14 protein-coding genes are annotated in these 17,832 nt (G+C 65.0%); 6 read left to right on the top strand and 8 right to left on the bottom strand.

What is annotated here, in order from left to right; all coding sequences use genetic code 11:
- Positions 1–39: 39 nt before the first annotated feature.
- Together ACVIHF_RS32755 and ACVIHF_RS32750 are read right to left on the bottom strand one after the other, a co-directional pair.
- Complete coding sequence (locus ACVIHF_RS32755; protein ID WP_456793157.1) at positions 40–357, bottom strand: hypothetical protein; 318 nt, start codon at positions 355–357, stop codon at positions 40–42.
- Between the two features lie 167 nt (positions 358–524).
- Entirely contained in the window at positions 525–1,157 is a 633-nt protein-coding gene (locus ACVIHF_RS32750; protein WP_168857640.1) for an HAD-IA family hydrolase, read from the bottom strand.
- A gap of 135 nt (positions 1,158–1,292) precedes the next feature.
- Between ACVIHF_RS32750 and ACVIHF_RS32745 the strand changes: the two genes are divergently transcribed.
- Entirely contained in the window at positions 1,293–2,054 is a 762-nt protein-coding gene (locus ACVIHF_RS32745; protein WP_253605131.1) for a S1 family peptidase, read from the top strand.
- A gap of 169 nt (positions 2,055–2,223) precedes the next feature.
- On the opposite strand, the gene ACVIHF_RS32740 is transcribed toward ACVIHF_RS32745, so the two are convergent.
- The 3 genes from ACVIHF_RS32740 to ACVIHF_RS32730 all read right to left on the bottom strand — a co-directional run bounded on the left by ACVIHF_RS32740 (position 2,224) and on the right by ACVIHF_RS32730 (position 7,652).
- Positions 2,224–4,446: an acetate--CoA ligase family protein gene (locus ACVIHF_RS32740; RefSeq protein ID WP_456793156.1), complete on the bottom strand. Its 2,223-nt coding sequence runs from the start codon at positions 4,444–4,446 to the stop codon at positions 2,224–2,226.
- Between the two features lie 170 nt (positions 4,447–4,616).
- Positions 4,617–5,207, bottom strand: a complete 591-nt coding sequence (locus ACVIHF_RS32735) for a class GN sortase (RefSeq protein WP_253605127.1) — start codon at positions 5,205–5,207, stop codon at positions 4,617–4,619.
- A 225-nt stretch (positions 5,208–5,432) separates the two neighbouring features.
- Entirely contained in the window at positions 5,433–7,652 is a 2,220-nt protein-coding gene (locus ACVIHF_RS32730) for a marine proteobacterial sortase target protein (RefSeq protein WP_456781809.1), read from the bottom strand.
- A 253-nt stretch (positions 7,653–7,905) separates the two neighbouring features.
- On the opposite strand from ACVIHF_RS32730, the gene ACVIHF_RS32725 reads away from it, so the two are divergent.
- The gene (locus ACVIHF_RS32725; RefSeq protein WP_456778554.1) at positions 7,906–8,670 is read left to right on the top strand and encodes a helix-turn-helix domain-containing protein; all 765 of its coding nucleotides are present in this window, start codon (positions 7,906–7,908) and stop codon (positions 8,668–8,670) included.
- A 271-nt stretch (positions 8,671–8,941) separates the two neighbouring features.
- Here ACVIHF_RS32725 and ACVIHF_RS32720 read toward each other — a convergent pair whose 3' ends face one another.
- Both ACVIHF_RS32720 and ACVIHF_RS32715 read right to left on the bottom strand, forming a co-directional pair.
- Positions 8,942–10,162 carry an ABC transporter substrate-binding protein gene (locus tag ACVIHF_RS32720; protein ID WP_456793155.1) on the bottom strand — a complete coding sequence of 407 codons (1,221 nt, stop codon included), beginning with the start codon at positions 10,160–10,162 and terminating at the stop codon, positions 8,942–8,944.
- A gap of 125 nt (positions 10,163–10,287) precedes the next feature.
- Positions 10,288–11,829, bottom strand: a complete 1,542-nt coding sequence (locus ACVIHF_RS32715) for an acyl-CoA synthetase (protein WP_456793154.1) — start codon at positions 11,827–11,829, stop codon at positions 10,288–10,290.
- Between the two features lie 215 nt (positions 11,830–12,044).
- Here ACVIHF_RS32715 and ACVIHF_RS32710 point away from each other — a divergent pair, with 215 nt between their 5' ends.
- From ACVIHF_RS32710 to ACVIHF_RS32695, 4 genes are all read left to right on the top strand, one after another.
- Positions 12,045–13,181: an acyl-CoA dehydrogenase family protein gene (locus ACVIHF_RS32710; protein WP_456793153.1), complete on the top strand. Its 1,137-nt coding sequence runs from the start codon at positions 12,045–12,047 to the stop codon at positions 13,179–13,181.
- A 287-nt stretch (positions 13,182–13,468) separates the two neighbouring features.
- Positions 13,469–14,638, top strand: a complete 1,170-nt coding sequence (locus ACVIHF_RS32705; protein WP_057021200.1) for an acyl-CoA dehydrogenase family protein — start codon at positions 13,469–13,471, stop codon at positions 14,636–14,638.
- On the top strand, positions 14,638–15,294 hold the full coding sequence (locus ACVIHF_RS32700; protein ID WP_456793152.1) for a glutathione S-transferase family protein: 657 nt from the start codon (positions 14,638–14,640) through the stop codon (positions 15,292–15,294). Before ACVIHF_RS32705 ends, ACVIHF_RS32700 begins: the two co-directional genes overlap by 1 nt.
- Before the next feature lie 174 nt (positions 15,295–15,468).
- Positions 15,469–16,299, top strand: a complete 831-nt coding sequence (locus ACVIHF_RS32695) for a helix-turn-helix domain-containing protein (RefSeq protein WP_057021202.1) — start codon at positions 15,469–15,471, stop codon at positions 16,297–16,299.
- Between the two features lie 142 nt (positions 16,300–16,441).
- On the opposite strand, the gene ACVIHF_RS32690 is transcribed toward ACVIHF_RS32695, so the two are convergent.
- A complete protein-coding gene (locus tag ACVIHF_RS32690; RefSeq protein ID WP_456793151.1) occupies positions 16,442–17,665 on the bottom strand; it encodes an ABC transporter substrate-binding protein in 1,224 nt (407 codons plus the stop codon).
- Positions 17,666–17,832 lie beyond the last annotated feature (167 nt).

Below are 17,832 nucleotides of genomic sequence, written 5' to 3'. Positions count from 1 at the left end.
TTCAGGGGGAAGGAGAAGAATCTCGTAGCCCGGCTACCGTCAACCCGCGCAGCTCTTCACGAAATCCTTGCGCTGAGGGCCCGTCATCTTCTGGTCGATCGCCTGCTTCAGGCAGTCGAGCCGCGCCTGCGCCATGCAGAGCTGCATCTGGTCGTGCCGCTCCTGACCCTTCAGCGCCTTCGCCGCGCTCTGGCAGGCCGCGCGCTTCGCGCCGGGCACGGGCGCCGCCGTCGACGCGCTCTGTTGCGCGGGAGCTGCCACCGGCGCTGTTGTGGGGGCTGGTGTTGTCTGCGCGAGCGCTGCGACCGGGATCAGCAGCGAACCAGCGGAGACAAGGGCGACGACAAGACGTTTCATGGGAAGTGCCTCCGCGAGGCATGATCCGGAGAAGTGGACGTCGGTTTTCCGGAACGTCATGCTCAGACCAGGAAAGGGGTCACGATGCGATCGCGCCGTGACCCGGGGGGAGGCCGACAATTAGAAGTCGCCGCGTGAATGCGGCATGAACAGGCGCGTAGCCCGCTTCACCTCAGCGTGAGGCCGGTCGCGGCTTCAAGCTCGCCGATCGCCTGCGCGGCATTCGCGACCTTGATCGTGGTCATGCCCATCTCGCGCGCCGGCTTCAAATTGACGCCGAGATCGTCGAGATAAACGCAGTTCTTCGGGTTCACCTGCAGCGTCTCCACCATCATCTGGTAGATCCGTGGGTCGGGCTTGCGCAGGCCGATCTTCGCGGACTCGATAACGTGATCGAACAGCGCCATCACCTCGGCGACATAGAGCGTGCGTCCGCTGCGGCTGCCGATCGCGTTCGCCGGCAGGTTGTTGGTGATGCAGCCGGTCTTGAATTTCGCCTTGATGCGCTTCAGCGCCTCGACCATCTCGGGGCGCAGGTCGCCGGAGAGCAGCGGCAGCACGTCCTTGCCGCGCACCTCGGCGCCGAGCGCCTTCGATTCCGTGGCGAACAGCGCGTCGAATGCGTCGATATCGATCTCGGCGCGCTCGAACTTGGCCCAGGCGTTCTCGAGATGATTGGCGGCGTTGGTGCGGCGGATGATGTCGATCGGCAGGCCGCGCTCGGTCTCATAGCGCGCGAACGCCTCGAACGGCGAGGTGGTCAACACGCCGCCGAAATCCCAGATCACTGCCTCGATCATGCTTTCCTGCCCAATGATGCGTTGCTTGAGGAGCGGCTAACACGGATCGCAGACCGGGACCAGCCCGATCCCGGCGCTTGTTCGGTGCTCGTTCGGCGCTTGGCGACCCGCGCGGAGCGGGCTATTGCTTCGCCGATGAAGACATCCCGCCTGATCCTCGCCGTTCTCGTGTCGCTGGTCTGCCCTCCGGCTTTCGCCATCGTCGGCGGCGGCGCGCCGTCGACGGATGGCGTTGCGCGCTCCGTCGTCACCATTGTCGGCTCGCGCGGCAATTTCTGCACCGGTGCGCTGATCGCGCCGAAGGTCGTGCTGACCGCGGCACATTGCGTGCAGCCCGGCGCCGATTACAAGATTGTTGAATATGGCGCGGACAGGCAGCCGAAGCTGCAGGACGTCAGGACGGTTGCGATCCATCCCGGTTTTCGGATGCAGGCGATGACCAATCATGTCGCGACCGCCGATGTCGCGCTGCTGCAGCTCGCGGCGCCGGCCGCAGGCAAGGCGCCGGCCGCGCTCGGCATGCCAAACATTCCGATCCAGGTCGGCGGCCGCTTCACCATCGCGGGCGTCGGCGTCACCCTGCGTGGTGACGGCAAAAGCGGCGGCGCCACCCGCGTCGCCGGCCTGATCGCGAGCGGCAAGCCCGGCACGTTGCAGATCCGTCTCGTCGATCCAGTCGGGCAGGGCGTGCGCGACGGGCTCGGGGCCTGCACCGGCGATTCCGGCGCGCCGGTGTTCGAGGACAAGCAGGGCGGCCCCGCAATCGTCGGCGTGGTAAGTTGGTCGACGGGACCGAACGGTGCCGCCGGCTGCGGCGGCATCACCGGCGTGACGCCCCTGACACTCTATCGCGACTGGGTGATGCAGACCGCGCGGCAATGGGGCGCGAGCTTCTGACGCGCGGCCTCTTTGAGCCGCACGCGCTACGATTGGTTCCGTCATCCTGAGGAGCGCGTAGCGCGTCTCGAAGGATGCACGGCCGAGAGGCTGGCCGATTCATCCTTCGAGGCTCGCTCCGCTCGCACCTCAGGATGACGGGGAGAGAGTACGACGGGCTTGGTGAAGCCTAATGCCCCGCGGCCTTGTTCGCGGCGGCGTTGTTCAGCACGATCAGGCCGTCGACGGCGACGCCGAGCTTGCTGTTGATCAGGAACGGGTTGACGTCGATCGAGGCAATGCGGCCATTGGCGTCGGCCATCAGGTTGGAGAGCCCGACCAGCGCCTTCACTGCCGACGGCTCGTGCAGCGCGGGCTTGCCGCGATAGCCCTTCATCTTGACCCCGGCCTTGGTCCTGGCGATCAGCTCCTTCGCCTCGGCGGCGTCGAGCGGCGCGCCAGCGAGCGCGACGTCCTTCATCAGCTCGATGTCGACGCCGCCGGTGCCGAACAGCACGACGGGGCCCATCTCGGCGTCGAGCGAGGCGCCGACCACTAGCTCGAGGTCGGCCTTGACCTGCTGCGCGATCAGGATGCCCTCGAGCTTCGGCTTGCCCTTCAGCTTCTTCACCCGCGCGGTGATGTCGTTGAACGCCTTCTTCACCTCGGCCGCATTGGCGAGATTCAGCACCACCCCGCCGACATCGGATTTGTGCAGGATGTCGGGGCTGACCACCTTGGCGACCACCGGGAAGCCGATTTGCTTGGCGATCTTCACGGCCTCGGCTGCAGTCTGCGCGACCTCTTCCTTTGAGATCGGGATGCCATAGGCCTTGAGCAGCTTCTTCGAGGCAACCTCGTCGAGCGCGGCGGCGCCGTTGGCGGCCTTCAGCGTCTTCTCCAGCACCGCGCGCGCAGATGCCGTCGAGCTCGAGGCGATATCGGGCACTTCCTTGCGCAGGCCGGCATATTCGATCAACGACTTGATCGCGCCGACCGCGCGGTCAAGGCCCTGCATGACTGCGATATCGGGCAGCGACTTGCGCAGTCCTTTGGTGAATTCGGTGAAGCCGATCGACATCGCGCTGATATAGATCACCGGCTTGTTGGCCTGGCCCGCCATCTCGTTGACGATGCGCAGATTTCGCTCGCGCAGCTCGTGTGGCGCCTTCGGCAGCTCGGCATCGATGATGACGATATCGGTGTCGGGATCGTCGATCATGATCTTGATCGACTTCATGTAGACGGAGGGATCGACCACCGCGGCGAAGCCGGCGTCGAGCGGATTGCCGACGATGCTGCCGGGGCCGAGCATTTTTGCCAGCTGCTCCGAGGCGTTCGGGCTCAGCGGCGCGAAGTTCAGCCCGGCGGAATAGAACGCGTCGATCAGGAGGCCGCGCTTGCCGCCCGACAGCGATACCGCCGCGAGGCGATTGCCCTTCGGCGGATCGGCATGCACGAAGCACTCGGTGGTCTCGATCAGTTCATCCAGCCCGCGCACCCGGATCACGCCTTCGCGGGTCGAGATCGCATCGAAGGTCTCGATCGAGCCGGCGAGCGCGCCGGTATGCGCCATCGCCGCGGCGCGGCCGCCTTCGGATGCGCCGAGCTTGAGCGCGATCACCGGCTTGCCGGCGGCGCGCGCAGCCTTGCAGGCATCGCGGAATACCTTCGTGTTCCTGACGCCCTCGAGATAGACCACGATGACGCGGATGCTCGGATCGGCGGCGAAGTAGCTCATCAGGTCCGGGGTCTCGAGGCCGGATTCATTGCCGGTCGTGACCATGTAGCCGACGCCGACGCCGCGATCCTCCAGCGCCTGGCGGATCGCCATCACGATCGCGCCGGACTGGCCGGCGATCGCCACCGCGCCCTGCTCCATGGTGACGATGCGGTCGTCGATATTGGTGAACAGGTTCTCGCCGGCGCTGAGATTGCCGAGGCAGTTGGGGCCGGTGACGGCGAGCCCGGTCTCCTTGATCGCCTGCTTCAGCTCGACCGCGAGGCGCTGGCTCTCCTCATCCTGCAGCTCGCTGAAGCCGGAGGTGACGATGGTCGCCGAGCGCGCGCCGGCCGCGGCCGCATCGCGGATCACCTGCACCGCAAACCGGGCCGGCACCAGCACCAGCACATGGTCGGGCTTCTCGGGAAGGCTGGCGAAGTCCTTGTAGCAGGTGACGCCCCAGATCGCTTCGCGCTTGGCGTTGATCGGATAGAGGCCGCCGGCATATCCGTATTTGACCAGATTGTTCCAGATCCGTTCGGCGTAGTTGCCGGGCTTGTCGGTGGCACCGACCAGCACGATGTTGCGCGGATGCAGCATCGCGTGGATGCTCTTGACGATATCACTGGCGTCAGCGGGCGGCGCCCATTCGTGGGACATATGAGACGCGGTGCTTGCGAAAGCTTCCATGGAGCCTGCCCTTATCCTTGTTGTCTTTGTTTCCTCTGGCCACGGCGGATCACCGTGAGGCGCGCGATTTTTCATTGTTTTTATGGCGAGGGAAAGGGGGTAGCAACTCATGCTGGCGCAGGTCAGGGCACCGCGCGCAATATCCCGGCAGGCGCAAAATTGATTGCCTATCAGGAACCCGATTCGCGCGGGCGCGAATCCGTTTCGATCAAGGTCGCGTGCAGCAAGTAACGCTCGGACCCCGATGTCAGCGCGTCGAACGGCCAGCAGGTCGACAGCACCAGTTCATGTCGGTCAGTCATCGGATCGATGCCGGATTGATCGAATCGGACCACCGAGCTGCGATCGGCCCGATAGCGAAACATCTTGCCGTCGCTGCGCGTGACGTCGATCTCGTCGCCGATTGTGACATCCCTCAGAAAGCGAAAATGCGTGTCGCGGTGCGCGGAATAGACCGCGACGCCCCGCTCGCCGGCATCGACAGTTTGTTCGACATGGCCGGGGCCGAACGCCAGCGCCTGGCCGCTGCTGCCGGCAAGCGCAATCGCGGAAGCGTGCAGGCGCTTCACCTCGATCCGCGCCACCGGCCAGGTATCGGCCCAGTTCCACGGCTTCACCGGCTGGCCGGTCGCGATGCTCTGCGCGAAGGCGCGCTCCAGCAGCACCTGCGCGAGCAGCGCCTTGGCATGGATATAGGCGCCCTGGCCGAACAGGATCAGGCCGATGAGGGCGAAGCCGAGGGCTGGGATGAAGCGGGGCATTGTTGCGCCTGTTGCTGTCATTCCGGGATGGTCCGAAGGACCAGACCCGGAATCTCGAGATTCTCAGGTGCGCAAGCGCGCACCATAGTTCGATGCTGCGCATCGCCCCGGAATGACATTGCGGGTTGAGGAAGAGTTGCGCGCGCGGCCCCTGGGGGACGGGTGGAAGGCCGCGCGCGCTCTTGAAGGAGGAGGCTGGGGGACACCTCCTCCTTTCATCCGACGTCATTGGGGCGACGTCTGACGCCGGTTGAACACCAGGAGGAGAAGACTGACCGTGAGCAGGATCACGCCCGCGATCATCTTCAGCTCCGCATCGGTCGCGGTCTTCGGCAGCTGGATCGTGCCGGGACCTTGTGTGGCGACCGGTGACCGCTTCAGCGCAGCGAGCTGCACCTTGCCGTCGCCACCGTCGGCGCGCCGCTCGCCCGGTACGGCCGGCAGACTCGGACGCTCGCCGAACACCTTCGCAAAATCCCAGCCGGCGGGCAGGTTGAGCGGGAGTTCGCTCAACCTCAGTGGCTCGCCTTCCGGGCGGCTCGGCGTCTTGTCGACCGCGACAAGGCTGGTCAGCCGCGTCACGAGCTGATGCTCCAGCGCCAGCGCGAGGATGGTCTTGTCGGCGTCCTCGGGGCTCTCCTGCCGCGTGGTGCGCGCGACCTCGGCATCGGCGATCTTGCGGCGCGCCCATAGTTTCGACAGGCCCTTGCCCTCAGCGGCATTCGCGAGCGGCAGCGTCACGCTCCACGAGCGGTCGCCGATGCGGCCCTTGATCTCGACTGAGCCGGCCAGCTTGTCGAGCTTGGCGGCCAGCACCAGCGGCTCGTCGCGATAGACGTCAGGCAGTGCCGACGGCGTCAGGTCGGCCGTCGCCTCGGAGAATTTCGCGGAGAGGCTAGTCACCGCGGGATTTTCCAGCTTGGCGAACAGGCCGCGCATGCGCTCGTCGACCTGCTCGACCGAGCCGATATGGGTGAAGGTGCCGCGGCCGAGTTCGGCGGCGCGCGTCATCAGATAGGTGTTCGGCGCCGAGCCGATGCCGACCATGAAGACGCGCGAGCGGCCGCGCAGCGCGCCGATGGTCTCGAACAATTGCTGCTCGTTGCCGATGGCGCCGTCAGTCAGGAACACGACCTGGCGGACGTAATTGGCGTCGTCATGGTTGGTGTCGGACAGCGCTGCGCGCATCGCCGGCACCATCTCGGTGCCGCCGCGGGCCTGCAGCGCGCCGACGAACGCCGTCGCGTTGCCGATATTGGTGCTGTTTGCCGCGACCGGCGACGGGAACAGCGTGTCCATGGTGTCGTCGAACCGGATCACGTTGAAGCGATCGGTCGGCTGCAGGCGACCGAGCGCGTAAGTCAGGCTCGCTTTGGCCTGGATGATCGAAGTGCCGCCCATCGAGCCGGAATTGTCGATCACGAAGATCACCTCGCGCGGCAACGGCTTCTGTTGCGTCTGCTCGACCGACGGCGGGGTGACGAAGGCCAGCAGATAGTCGGAATTGCCGACATGCTCGCGGAACAGCCCGACCGACGGCGCCTTCTCGGCGGCCGGCTTCCAGGTCAGCTCGAAATCACGATCGGCCGGCACCGGGCCTTCGGCGAGCTTGACGAGCCGCGTGGTGCTGTCGGGGCTCTCGATCCTGACCTGGTGGAAATGGCTCGTCACCTCGCCGAGCGCGAAGCCGGCGTTCAGATGCACCGTGATGTTGGTCGGATTGACCGGCGCATTCGTGGCAGGGTCGAGCACTTCGGGGGAGATGCGGTCGCGGTCCGGCACGGGATCGGTTGACGTGGCGCCCCAGCCGTTGCCGTCGGCGCGGAGATCGACGCTTTGCACCACCGGGCGCGGATTGTAGCGCGGGCCGACCACCATCGGCACCCGCAGCGAGAACTCGTTGCCGTTCTGCTGCACCGGCTCCTGATATTCGATCTGCACCAGCACGGTTTCGCCGGGGCCGATATTGGCAACGGAATTGGTGAAGATGTTGGGCCGCTCCTGTTCGGTGAGCGCGGCCTTTTGGCCATTCTGCTTGGCCTGCTCGTAGATCGCGCGAGCCTGCTGCCGCTCCTTGATGTCGCCGACCACGACGCGGTCGCCGACCACCATCTTCAGCGTGTCGACCGCGCCGCCAGCCGGCAGCGGATAGACATAGGTCGCCTCCACCCAGTCCTTGGTCGGGTTGCGGAAGATCTGCGTGACGCGGGCGCGGACCGTCGGACCCGACACCGTGAGGTCCACGTCGATGCCGAGCCTCAGCGCATCCCGATAGCCGTCATCGGTCTTGAACAGCAGCGAGCCGGAGCGCGCATCCGATGGCCGCAGCACCGCCTGTTGCGGCAGTTCGGCCGACCACACCGGATCGAAACTCAGGAATAGCGCCGCAAAGCCGATCACTAGCGCGGCCACACCTTCCACCAGAAAGAACAGCGCAATGCGCATCCTGCGCGACAGGCGGATCTGCGGGCTGCTCTCACATGCATCGTAAATCGTCATTTTCGTCACTCCCGAGCGAGGCTTTCGCTGCCTCGCGATCATGGAGAACGGCGGTTTTGGCGCGAGCAGAATGATCGGCAATGATTGGCCGCCGTCCGGCGCGGCCCGCCGCCGGCGGAGGCGGATTTGTGCGGTTTGGTGATGGATTGTCCGGTCTGCTAGACTGCGCGGAATCAAGGGGAACCGGGCAGGAATCTGGATGCCGACGCCTGATAAGCAGCTATCCGCCGAGCAGAGCCAGCAGGTCGCGGAGACCATCCGCGAGGAAATCGCGCGCCGCCGCATCTCGCGGCAGACGCTGGCCGAGCAGGCCAAGCTCAGCCTCTCGACCCTGGAGAAGGTGCTCGGCGGCCGCCGCCCGTTCACGCTGGCGACCACCGTGCGGCTGGAGCAGGCGCTGGGTGTGTCCTTGCGCAAGCTGCCGGAGACGATCACGGTGGCCGCACCCGCCAATGGCGGGATCGCACCCGACGGCCTCGGGTCCTATTCGCGCCGCGCGGTGGCGCGGATCGAAGGGACCTACATCACGGTGCGGCCGTCGTTCGGCGAGCAGGGCGCACTCTACGCCTATCGGACGGAGATCACCTGGGACGAGGCGTCGTCATCGCTCGGCTTCCGCGAAGGCGAGCGGCAGGACGCCGACTATACGCAGTACGGCGAAGTCGCGGTGCCCAACGAATCCGGCTTCGTCTATCTCGTGACCAACAGGCACGGCCAGCATCGCGTGATCACGGTGTCGCGCCCGCGCAATTCCGGCGAGATGTACGGCATCATCACGACGCTGCTTGCCGGCCGCGGCTCGCTGCTGACGCCTGTCGCCGCGCCGATCGCGTTCCTGCCGGTGAAGAACGTGCCCAAGCCCAGCCTCGGCCGGGTGTCGGCGGATGACGCGAACTACGCCGCCTATCGCGAGCATTTGCGTCGAACGATCGATGAGCCGTTCGCGATTTTCTTGCCGGGATGACAACGGCAGAGTTAGGTCCGTCATCCTGAGGTGCGAGCCTTGCGGCGCGATTACGCCGCTGGGCGAGCCTCGAAGGATGCACGGCCCGTATGCATCGACTCGGGAGAGAGCCCGGCCGTCGACCCTTCGAGACGCCGCTTCGCGGCTCCTCAGGGTGACGGTGAGATAGCTTGCGCGTCGCTCGGCTTCACCCGCGATCCGCAAAAAGCAACGAAGCCGCCCGGATGGGCGGCTTCGCGATGGCTGATGTTTGGTGGCGGTGCGCGTCGCGCTAGCCGCCGGTCTCGGCGCTGATGATGTCACCGAACAGCTCCCACTGCCCGTTCTTGAACTGCATCATCTTGAGCTGCTCGACCGGTGCGAAGTCGGTCGCGCTGGTGTTGATCCTGATGCCGGGGATCAGCGTGTCGGGCGCAAAATCCTTCAGGCTGGCGGCCTGCTTCATCACGTTCTCACGCGTCAGGTTGTCGCCGGCCTGCTTCAGCACCTGCACCATGGTCTGCGCGGCGGCGTAGCCATAGACCAGATTGGCGTCGGCGAGGTTGGCGCCCGGCATGTACTTCTCGGCGAAGGCCATGAACTTCTTCATGCCCTCATCATTCTTCCACTGCGGATCGGACGCGTCCTTCAGATAGCCGGCCGACAGCACGCCTTCCGAGGCCTCGAGCCCGGCCGGTTTCATGACCGCGCCGATCGAGATCGAGACGTCGGTCATCACCTGCATCGGCTTCCAGTTGAGCTCGGCGATCTTCTTGATCGCCTGCGCCGCGAATTTCGGCGTCGAGATGTTGACGAACACGTCGGCGCCGGTGTCCTTCAGCTTGACGATGTGGGAGTCGATCGACGGCTCGGTGGTCTCGTAGCTCTCTTCGGCGACGATCTTGACGCTCGACTTGTCGAGGATCTCCTTCAGGCCGACCAGGTAGTCCTTGCCGAAATCGTCATTGGCATAGAAGATCGCGACCTTGGCATCCGGCTTGGCCTTCAGGATGTACTTGCCGAAGATCCGCGCCTCGACGCGATAGCTCGGCTGGAAACCCATGGTCCACGGGAAATCCTTCGGATCGTTCCACTTGCTGGCGCCGGTGGCGAGGAACAGCTGCGGCACCTTCTTGGCGTTGTGATACTTCTGCACCGCGGTCTGGGTCGGCGTGCCCAGCGCGTTGAACACCAGGAAGACCTCGTCGCTCTCGATCAGCTTGCGGATCTGCTCCACGGTCTTCGGCGGCGAGTAGCCGTCGTCATAGGAGATCCAGTTGATCTTGCGGCCGTTGATGCCGCCCTGGTCGTTGATCATCTTGTAATAGGCTTCTTCGGTCTTGCCGATGACGCCGTAGGCGGAGGCGGGACCGCTATAGGCCTCGACATTGCCGATCTTGATCTCGGTGTCGGAGGCGCCGGTATCATACTTCTTCTGTGCAAAGGCGGCCTGGGTGGAGAGCAGGCAGAGCGCCGTGGCGGCTGCCAGCAGCGACAGTGTTGTTGTTTTCATAAAGGCAATTTCCTCGATTGATCTTTGTTGGGGACTTACGCAACGAACCCGCAGCCGGTCCCGGCAGACGGCAGCGGGGCAATCCTTGTCGCGGCGAATCCCGGAACGCGCGGCGCGCGTCTGGCTCACGCCGCGGTATCGGTTGGCTTCGGCCGGCTGAATTGTTGCCGGAGCGTCGGCTTATGAATTTTGCCTGTGGCGTTCCGCGGCAGGGCCTCGATGAATTCGATCAGGCGCGGGCATTTGAACCGCGCCAGATTGGCCTGGCAATGCGCGTGGACCTCGGCCGGGGTCAGCGAATGGCCGGATTTCACGGCAATGATCGCCATGCCGACTTCGCCCCATTGCTCGTCGGGGATGCCGATCACGGCGGCCTCGGCGACGGCGGCCAATTGATGCAGCACGCTCTCGACCTCGGCCGGATAGACGTTCTCGCCGCCCGAGATGTACATGTCCTTCCAGCGGTCGACGATGTAGTAGAAGCCTTCCTCGTCGATCCGCGTGGCGTCGCCGGTGTGCAGCCAGCCGTCGGTGAACGAGGAGGCGTTGGCGTCCGGCCTGTTCCAGTAGCCCGGCGTGATGTTCGGGCCCTTGACCCAGAGTTCGCCGAGCTCGCCGACCGCGGCGTCGCTGCCGTCGGGCCGCACGATGCGGACCTCGGTGTGCAGCACCGGCTTGCCGGACGAGCCGGCCTTGCGCGCGGCATCCTCGCGGTCGAGCACCATCACCGCCGGCGACGTCTCGGTCATGCCGTAGCCCTGCTGCAGCGCGACGCCGCGCGCCTCCCAGGTCTTGAGCAGCGGCACCGGCATCGGCGCGCCGCCGACGCCGCCAATCACGAGGCGGCTGAAATCCGCCGTAGCGAAGGAAGGATGCTGCGCCATGAACTGGTAGATCGCGGGCACGCCGAAGAACACGTTGATGCCCTGCAAGGGATCGCCGATCAGCTTCAGCGCCTCGCCGGGATCGAAGGCGCGCATGATCAGCACGGTGCCGCCGGCATGCAGCACCGGGTTGGTGTAGCAATTCAGCCCGCCGGTGTGGAACAGCGGCAGCACCGTGAGCAGCACCGAGGCCGGCGAGATGTAGGCGGGGCCGCCGAGATTGACGCAATTCCAGAACGTCATCCCATGCGTGATGATCGCGCCCTTGGGCTGGCCCGTCGTCCCAGAGGTGTACATGATGGTCGAGATGTCATCGAGCATGACCTCCTCGAACCGTTCGAGCGGCGCGGCTGCCGCAATGCCGGTCTCATAGGCGCCGCCCGGGCCGAGCCTCACGGTCGCAGCGACATTGCAGAGCTTTGCCACCGCAAGCGCGGTCTCGGCGAGGTCGTCGTCATGGATCATCACCTTCGGCGCGGCGTCGCCGGTGATGTAGCGCAGCTCGGGAACGGTGAGGCGGGTGTTGAGCGGCAGGAAGATCGCGCCGATCCGGAAGCAGGCGAACTGCACCTCCAGCGTATCCGTCGTGTTCAGCGCCAGCACCGCGACGCGGTCGCCGCTGGCAACCTTGAGCCCATCGCGCAGCCAGGCCGCGAGCCGCGACACGCGGGCGTCGAGCTCCGCATAGTTGAAGCGGCGTCCGCTGGCGAGATCGACAAGCGCCATCTTGTCCGGCGTGCGCCGGCGATGATGCGCGATCCAGTCGTAGTAACGAACCGGCAAATTTCCCTCCTCCGGAACGGCAGTCTTGCGCCGCCTGTTCCTGGCTCAATTGATGCCATGAATTGGCAGTGGAGGGGGCGTATAAGGATACTGTCTTGCGTTTAGTGGCTGGCAAATCGCCGGATCGGGCGTCGGCGCCGACGGCAGCCACTCGACGCAAGTGAACCGGGAGAAATCCGGACATCGTCGGAGGGAAGAATCAACGGAGCACGCGGATGGCAAACCCGTTCTACACCGGCGAGCATGAGGCCTTTCGCGAGGTGATGCGGCGCTTTGTTGCCAAAGAAATCGAGCCTTATGCCCATCAATGGGACGAAGACGGCGAGTTTCCGCGCGAGCTCTATGCCAAGGCATCTGCGATCGGACTGCTCGGCCTCGGCTTCCCGGAAGAATATGGCGGGATCGCCGCCGACCAGTTCATGAAGATCGTGGCCTCGCAGGAGCTGGCGCGGGCCGGCGCCGGCGGCGTCTCCTCGAGCCTGATGAGCCACACCATCGGCTCGCCGCCGATCGCGCGCGCCGCGCGGCCCGAGGTTAAGGCGCGGGTGCTGCCGGACGTGCTCGCTGGCAAGAAGATCTCCGCGCTCGCGATCACCGAGCCGAGCGGCGGCTCCGATGTCGCGAACCTGCGCACCAGGGCGCGGCGTGACGGCGACCATTATGTCGTCTCCGGCGAGAAGACCTTCATCACCTCGGGCATGCGCGCCGACTATCTGACGGTCGCGGTGCGCACCGGCGGCGAAGGTCCCGGCGGCGTCAGCCTGCTGTTGATCGAAGGCAATACGCCGGGCCTGTCCCGCACCAAGCTGAAGAAGATGGGCTGGTGGGCGTCAGATACCGCGACACTTCACTTCGACGAATGCCGCGTGCCGGTCGAGAACCTGATCGGCGAGGAAGGGCAGGGCTTCAAGATCATCATGCAGAACTTCAACAGCGAGCGCATGGGCATGGCGGCGAGCTGCACCGCCTATGCGCGCGTCTGCCTCGATGAGGCGGTCGCCTATGCCAAGGAGCGCAAGACGTTCGGCAAGCCGATCGCGCAGCACCAGGTGATCAGGCACAAGATCGTCGACATGGCACAGAAGGTCGCGGCCTCGCAGGCGATGCTGGAAATGCTGGCGTGGCGGCTCGGCCAGGGCGAAAGCCCGGTCGCCGAGATCTGCATGATGAAGAACCATGCGACGCAGACCATGGCGCACTGCGCCTCCGAGGCGGTGCAGATCTTCGGCGGCGCCGGCTTCATGCGCGGCGTCAAGGTCGAGCGCATCTACCGCGAGGTCAAGGTCAACGCGATCGGCGGCGGCACCGAGGAGATCATGAAGGATCTCGCGAGCCGGCAGATGGGGTTGTGATCGCGTCAGGTGATGATGTGGTCGCGGCGAAAAGACGGATTGTGAACCCTCCCCCTGAAAGGGGGAGGGCAGGGTGGGGGTCAAGCCGCGAGTCCGACTGGCAGTTGACCCCCACCCGGCCCGCTCGGCATAGCCGAGCGTGCCGACCTCCCCCTTTCAGGGGGGTGAGAAGGAAAGGTCATTCCGGGGCGCGCGCCAGCGCGAACCCGGAATCCAGAGGTAATGGATCGAGATTCCGGGTTCGATGCTTCGCATCGCCCCGGAATGACAAAGGATAGTTCGAGAACATGCTCTTCACCGCCGACCACGACGAACCGCGCCGCGCTCTACAAAAGTTCATCGCGGCCGAGATCAATCCCCATGTCGACGAATGGGAGAAGGCCGACATCTTCCCGGCGCATGAGCTGTTCAAGAAGCTCGGCGATCTCGGCTTCCTCGGCCTCAACAAGCCCGTCGAGTTCGGCGGCCAGGGACTGGATTATTCCTACGCGCTGATGATGGCCGAGGAGTTGGGGGCTATCACCTGCGGCGGCGTGCCGATGGCGATCGGGGTGCAGACCGACATGGCGACGCCGGCGCTGGCGCGGTTCGGCTCCGACGAGGTGCGGCGCGAATTTCTCAGCCCCGCGATTGCCGGCGATCAGGTCGCCTGCATCGGCGTTTCCGAGCCCGGTGCCGGCTCCGACGTCGCCTCGATCAAGACCAGTGCGCGCGCCGACGGCGACGACTACGTCATCAATGGCGGCAAGATGTGGATCACCAACGGCACCCAGGCCGACTGGATCTGCCTGCTCGCCAACACCAGCGACGGCCCGGTCCATCGCAACAAGTCGCTGATCTGTGTGCCCATGAAGACCAAGGGCGTGCAGATCGCGCGCAAGCTCGACAAGCTCGGCATGCGTTCGTCGGATACGGCGCAGATCTTCTTCGACAATGTCCGGGTCCCCAAGCGTAACCGGATCGGCGAGGAGGGCCAGGGCTTCACCTACCAGATGATCCAGTTCCAGGAGGAGCGGCTGTGGGGTGCGGCCGCCTGCCTGAAGGCGCATGAATTCATCATCAACGAGACCATCGACTACACTCGCAACCGCAAGGCGTTCGGCGGCTCGATCCTCGACAACCAGGTGGTGCACTTCAAGCTCGCGGAAATGCAGACCGAGGTCGAGCTGCTGCGCTCGCTGATCTATCGTGCCGGCGAGGCGCTGGTGGCCGGCGAGGACGTGACGCGGCTCGCGACCATGGCCAAGCTGAAGGCCGGCCGGCTCGGCCGCGAGCTTACCGATGCCTGCCTGCAATATTGGGGCGGCATGGGTTTCACAAACGAGACGCCGGTCAGCCGCGCCTATCGCGACAGCCGCCTGACCTCGATCGGCGGTGGCGCCGACGAGGTCATGCTCATGGTATTGTGCAAGATGATGGGCACGCTGCCTGGCCTGAAGCAAAAGGGAAACGCCTGATGATCACGCTCTATCACTGCGACGCCGCGCGCTCGTTCCGTCCGCTGTGGATGCTGGAGGAGCTCGGGCTTGCCTATGAGCTGAAGATGCTGCCGTTCCCGCCGCGCGTGTTCGCCAAGGAATATCTCGGCATCAATCCGCTCGGCACCATCCCGTTCATGATCGATGGCGAGACCAGGATGACGGAGTCCTCCGGCATCTGCCATTATCTCGGCACCAAATACGGCCCGACGCCGCTGATCGTCGGCGTCGACGAGCCGGCCTTTGGCGCGTTCCTGAACTGGATGTATTTTTCCGACGCGACGCTGACCTTCCCGCAGACGCTGGTGCTCCGCTACAGCCAGCTCGAGCCAGAGGAGCGGCGCAACCCGCAGGTCTCGGGCGATTATGCAAAATGGTTCCTGGGCCGCCTGCGCGCGGTCGAGGCCGCCGCCGCGAAGTCGGAATTCCTCTGCGCGGAACGCTTCACCGCGGCCGACATCGCCAACGGTTATGCGCTCCGTCTCGCCAGCAATATCGGCCTCGCCAAGGATTTCGGGCCGAATGTCGCGGCCTATTGGGCGCGGCTGCAGCAGCGCGACGGTTACCAGCGCGCGGTCGCGGCGGAGCAAAAAGCCGGTCAGGAACAGAACGTTGCGCCGCGGGCGCGGCTTTAGCGCTCGTCATTCCGGGATGGTGCGTTAGCACCAGACCCGGAATCTCGAGATTCCGGGTTCGATGCTGTCGCATCGCCCCGGAATGACGACGTTTCGTTGCAGTGACAGCGTGCGAATTTGCGTTATGGTAGCTCCGCCGCAGCGGCCCAAAGAGCCGCGCGAGGAGGAACCGCCATGGACGCGATCGTGGACGCGAAGTGCCAGAGCTCCAGCCAGCAATCCGGTCACCGGATGCTGATCACGCCGGAACGGGTGTTCTATGCCGGGCTGCTCGGACGCCCGCGCGAGCGCTGTCCCGGTGCATTCCATGTCTATGTCGCGATCCGCGACGGCTTGCATCTGTCGACCAGCGAAGGCCGCGAGTCGCATGGCGAGCTCGCGGTGACGATGCCGAACCTGCGCCACACCATCACCAGCGAATATCGCTCGGCGATCTGCGTCGCGATCGAGCCGGAAAGCGTGCCCGACGGCACGCTCGAAGCCGTCGCCCGCCGTCTGCAAGGATCGGACTCCCATCTGTTCGCCAATCGCATTCGCAACGCCTATGCGACGCTCGCCGAGATGCAGCATCGCGATGCGATCGCGAATGCCGAGTTCGACACCATGTGCTTCGGCGACGCGCTGCCGCAGCGCGTGCTCGATCCGCGTGTCGTGCGCGCGATCGGCCGCATCGGGCAGTTCTCCGGCGAGCCGGTGACTGCGGCGGGCTGCGCTGCGGAAGCCGGGCTATCGCCCTCGCGCTTCCTGCATCTGTTCAAGGAGGAGACCGGGATCTCGTTCCGCTCCTTCCGCGCCTGGAAGCGCGCGCGGCATCTGTTGCACTTCGCCAACCAGGACATCAACCTCGCGCATCTCGCGCAGGATATCGGCTATCCCGACAGCACGCATTTCAGCCACTCGATCCGCCGCTTCTACGGCCTGAAGCCGCGCGCGATCTTCTCCGGCTCGCGGGACCTTGCGATCTACCGCACCGGGCAAACCGCGAGCGAGCGCGCGCTGACTTAACCATCCGTCGTCCCGGCGAAAGCCGGGACCCATACCGCGTGATCTATCCGTGACGCGGGATGGCAGAGATCTCGCGAAGCAATTGACGGCTGTGGTTATGGGTCCCGGCTTTCGCCGGGATGACACTTGGGTTGTTCTGTGTTCACAAGTTCGCGCCCTGAATCACCTCGCCGAACCGCAGCCAGCCCGGACCTTCGATCCGTTGCAGCTGAAGCTGCTGCAGCGGGTGATGATTGGTCGGGCTGGTGTTGACGCGGATGCCGGGCAGCAGCGTCGGGACCTCGATGTCCTTCAGGTTGTTGGCCTGCGCCATGATGTTGTCACGGCTGAAATTGCCCTTGCACTGCTCGAGCACGATCTTCAGCACTTGCGCCACCGTGTAGGCGTAGAGGTTGTAGCCCTCCTTCGGATTGCCGTCGGGGAAGTACTTTTCCATGAAGGCGAGGAAGTTCTTCACGCCGGGATCATTGGCCCAGGCCGGGTCGGCGACGTCCTTGACATAGGCCGACGAGATCGTGCCCTGCGACTTGTCGAGACCGACAGGCGCGATGGTCGAGGAGATCGAGGCGGCGCCGCTGGCGATGAAGTGCATCGGCTTCCAGCCGAGCGCATAGATCTTGCGAATCGACTGCGCGCAGAACTTTGCCGTGGTGCCCGAGATCAGCACATCGGGATTGGCGCCGCGCAGCGCCACGATCTGGGAATCGATCGTGGGATCGGTCACCTCGTGCGAGGCCACCACGGCCGCGGTCGCGAACCGCTCGCCGAGCACGTCCTTGGCTCCGGCGACGAAATCCTTGCCGAGGTCGTCGTTCTGGTAGAGCACCGCGAATTTCGCGTTCTTGTTCTGGCTCAGTGCATATTTGACGAACACCTGCGCCTCGGTCCGCGCGCTCGGCGCAAAGCCCATGGTCCAGGGATAGGTCTTGTAGTCGCCCCATTTGTCGCCATTCACCGACAGGAACAAGTGCGGCACCTTGGCGGCGTTGATGTATTTGACGACCGACGAGTTCGGCGCGGTGCCGAGCATGTTGAACAGAAAGGCGACATTGTCGCTTTCGATCAGTCGGCGCACCTGCTCGACCGTCTTCGCCGGGTTGAACGCATCGTCATAGTAGATGTATTTGATCTGCCGGCCGGCGATGCCGCCCTGCTCGTTCAGCATCTTGAAATAGGCTTCCTGGCAGCGCGCCTGCACGCCGAGCGCGGACACCGGGCCGCTGAGCGAAGTGGTGCTGCCGATCCTGATCTCGGTCGCGGTGACGCCTGGCGTGTCGTCGGCCAGCGAAGGCTTAAGACCCGCGACCGCGGCAAGTCCCGCGCCTGCCGCGCCGGTGAGCCATCTGCGCCGGTTGATCGAGACCATGACGTTCTCCCCGTGATGCCGGCTTGTTGCGCCGCTTCTGCTTAGAACCAAGGTTAGGCATGACGCTTGTGCCGCGTCTTGTGTTAACCGGCTGGCGACGGATTGTGCCGTGAGCGCATCCACTTAGCCAGTCAACGCAAGATGGCGCGAAGGCAAAGTTCTCATCA

Source organism: Bradyrhizobium sp. USDA 4506 (assembly GCF_054058795.1).
Note: the sequence above shows the minus strand (reverse complement) of the source record. Positions and strands in the feature narration are given on the sequence as shown.

Bases quoted from the DNA above. Each gene is read 5' to 3' on its own strand.
- ACVIHF_RS32755 (WP_456793157.1), bottom strand. From the start codon at position 357: ATGAAACGTCTTGTCGTCGCCCTTGTCTCCGCTGGTTCGCTGCTGATC.
- ACVIHF_RS32750 (WP_168857640.1), bottom strand. From the start codon at position 1,157: ATGATCGAGGCAGTGATCTGGGATTTCGGCGGCGTGTTGACCACCTCG.
- ACVIHF_RS32745 (WP_253605131.1), top strand. From the start codon at position 1,293: ATGAAGACATCCCGCCTGATCCTCGCCGTTCTCGTGTCGCTGGTCTGC.
- ACVIHF_RS32740 (WP_456793156.1), bottom strand. From the start codon at position 4,446: ATGGAAGCTTTCGCAAGCACCGCGTCTCATATGTCCCACGAATGGGCG.
- ACVIHF_RS32735 (WP_253605127.1), bottom strand. From the start codon at position 5,207: ATGCCCCGCTTCATCCCAGCCCTCGGCTTCGCCCTCATCGGCCTGATC.
- ACVIHF_RS32730 (WP_456781809.1), bottom strand. From the start codon at position 7,652: ATGCGCATTGCGCTGTTCTTTCTGGTGGAAGGTGTGGCCGCGCTAGTG.
- ACVIHF_RS32725 (WP_456778554.1), top strand. From the start codon at position 7,906: ATGCCGACGCCTGATAAGCAGCTATCCGCCGAGCAGAGCCAGCAGGTC.
- ACVIHF_RS32720 (WP_456793155.1), bottom strand. From the start codon at position 10,162: ATGAAAACAACAACACTGTCGCTGCTGGCAGCCGCCACGGCGCTCTGC.
- ACVIHF_RS32710 (WP_456793153.1), top strand. From the start codon at position 12,045: ATGGCAAACCCGTTCTACACCGGCGAGCATGAGGCCTTTCGCGAGGTG.
- ACVIHF_RS32705 (WP_057021200.1), top strand. From the start codon at position 13,469: ATGCTCTTCACCGCCGACCACGACGAACCGCGCCGCGCTCTACAAAAG.
- ACVIHF_RS32700 (WP_456793152.1), top strand. From the start codon at position 14,638: ATGATCACGCTCTATCACTGCGACGCCGCGCGCTCGTTCCGTCCGCTG.
- ACVIHF_RS32695 (WP_057021202.1), top strand. From the start codon at position 15,469: ATGGACGCGATCGTGGACGCGAAGTGCCAGAGCTCCAGCCAGCAATCC.
- ACVIHF_RS32690 (WP_456793151.1), bottom strand. From the start codon at position 17,665: ATGGTCTCGATCAACCGGCGCAGATGGCTCACCGGCGCGGCAGGCGCG.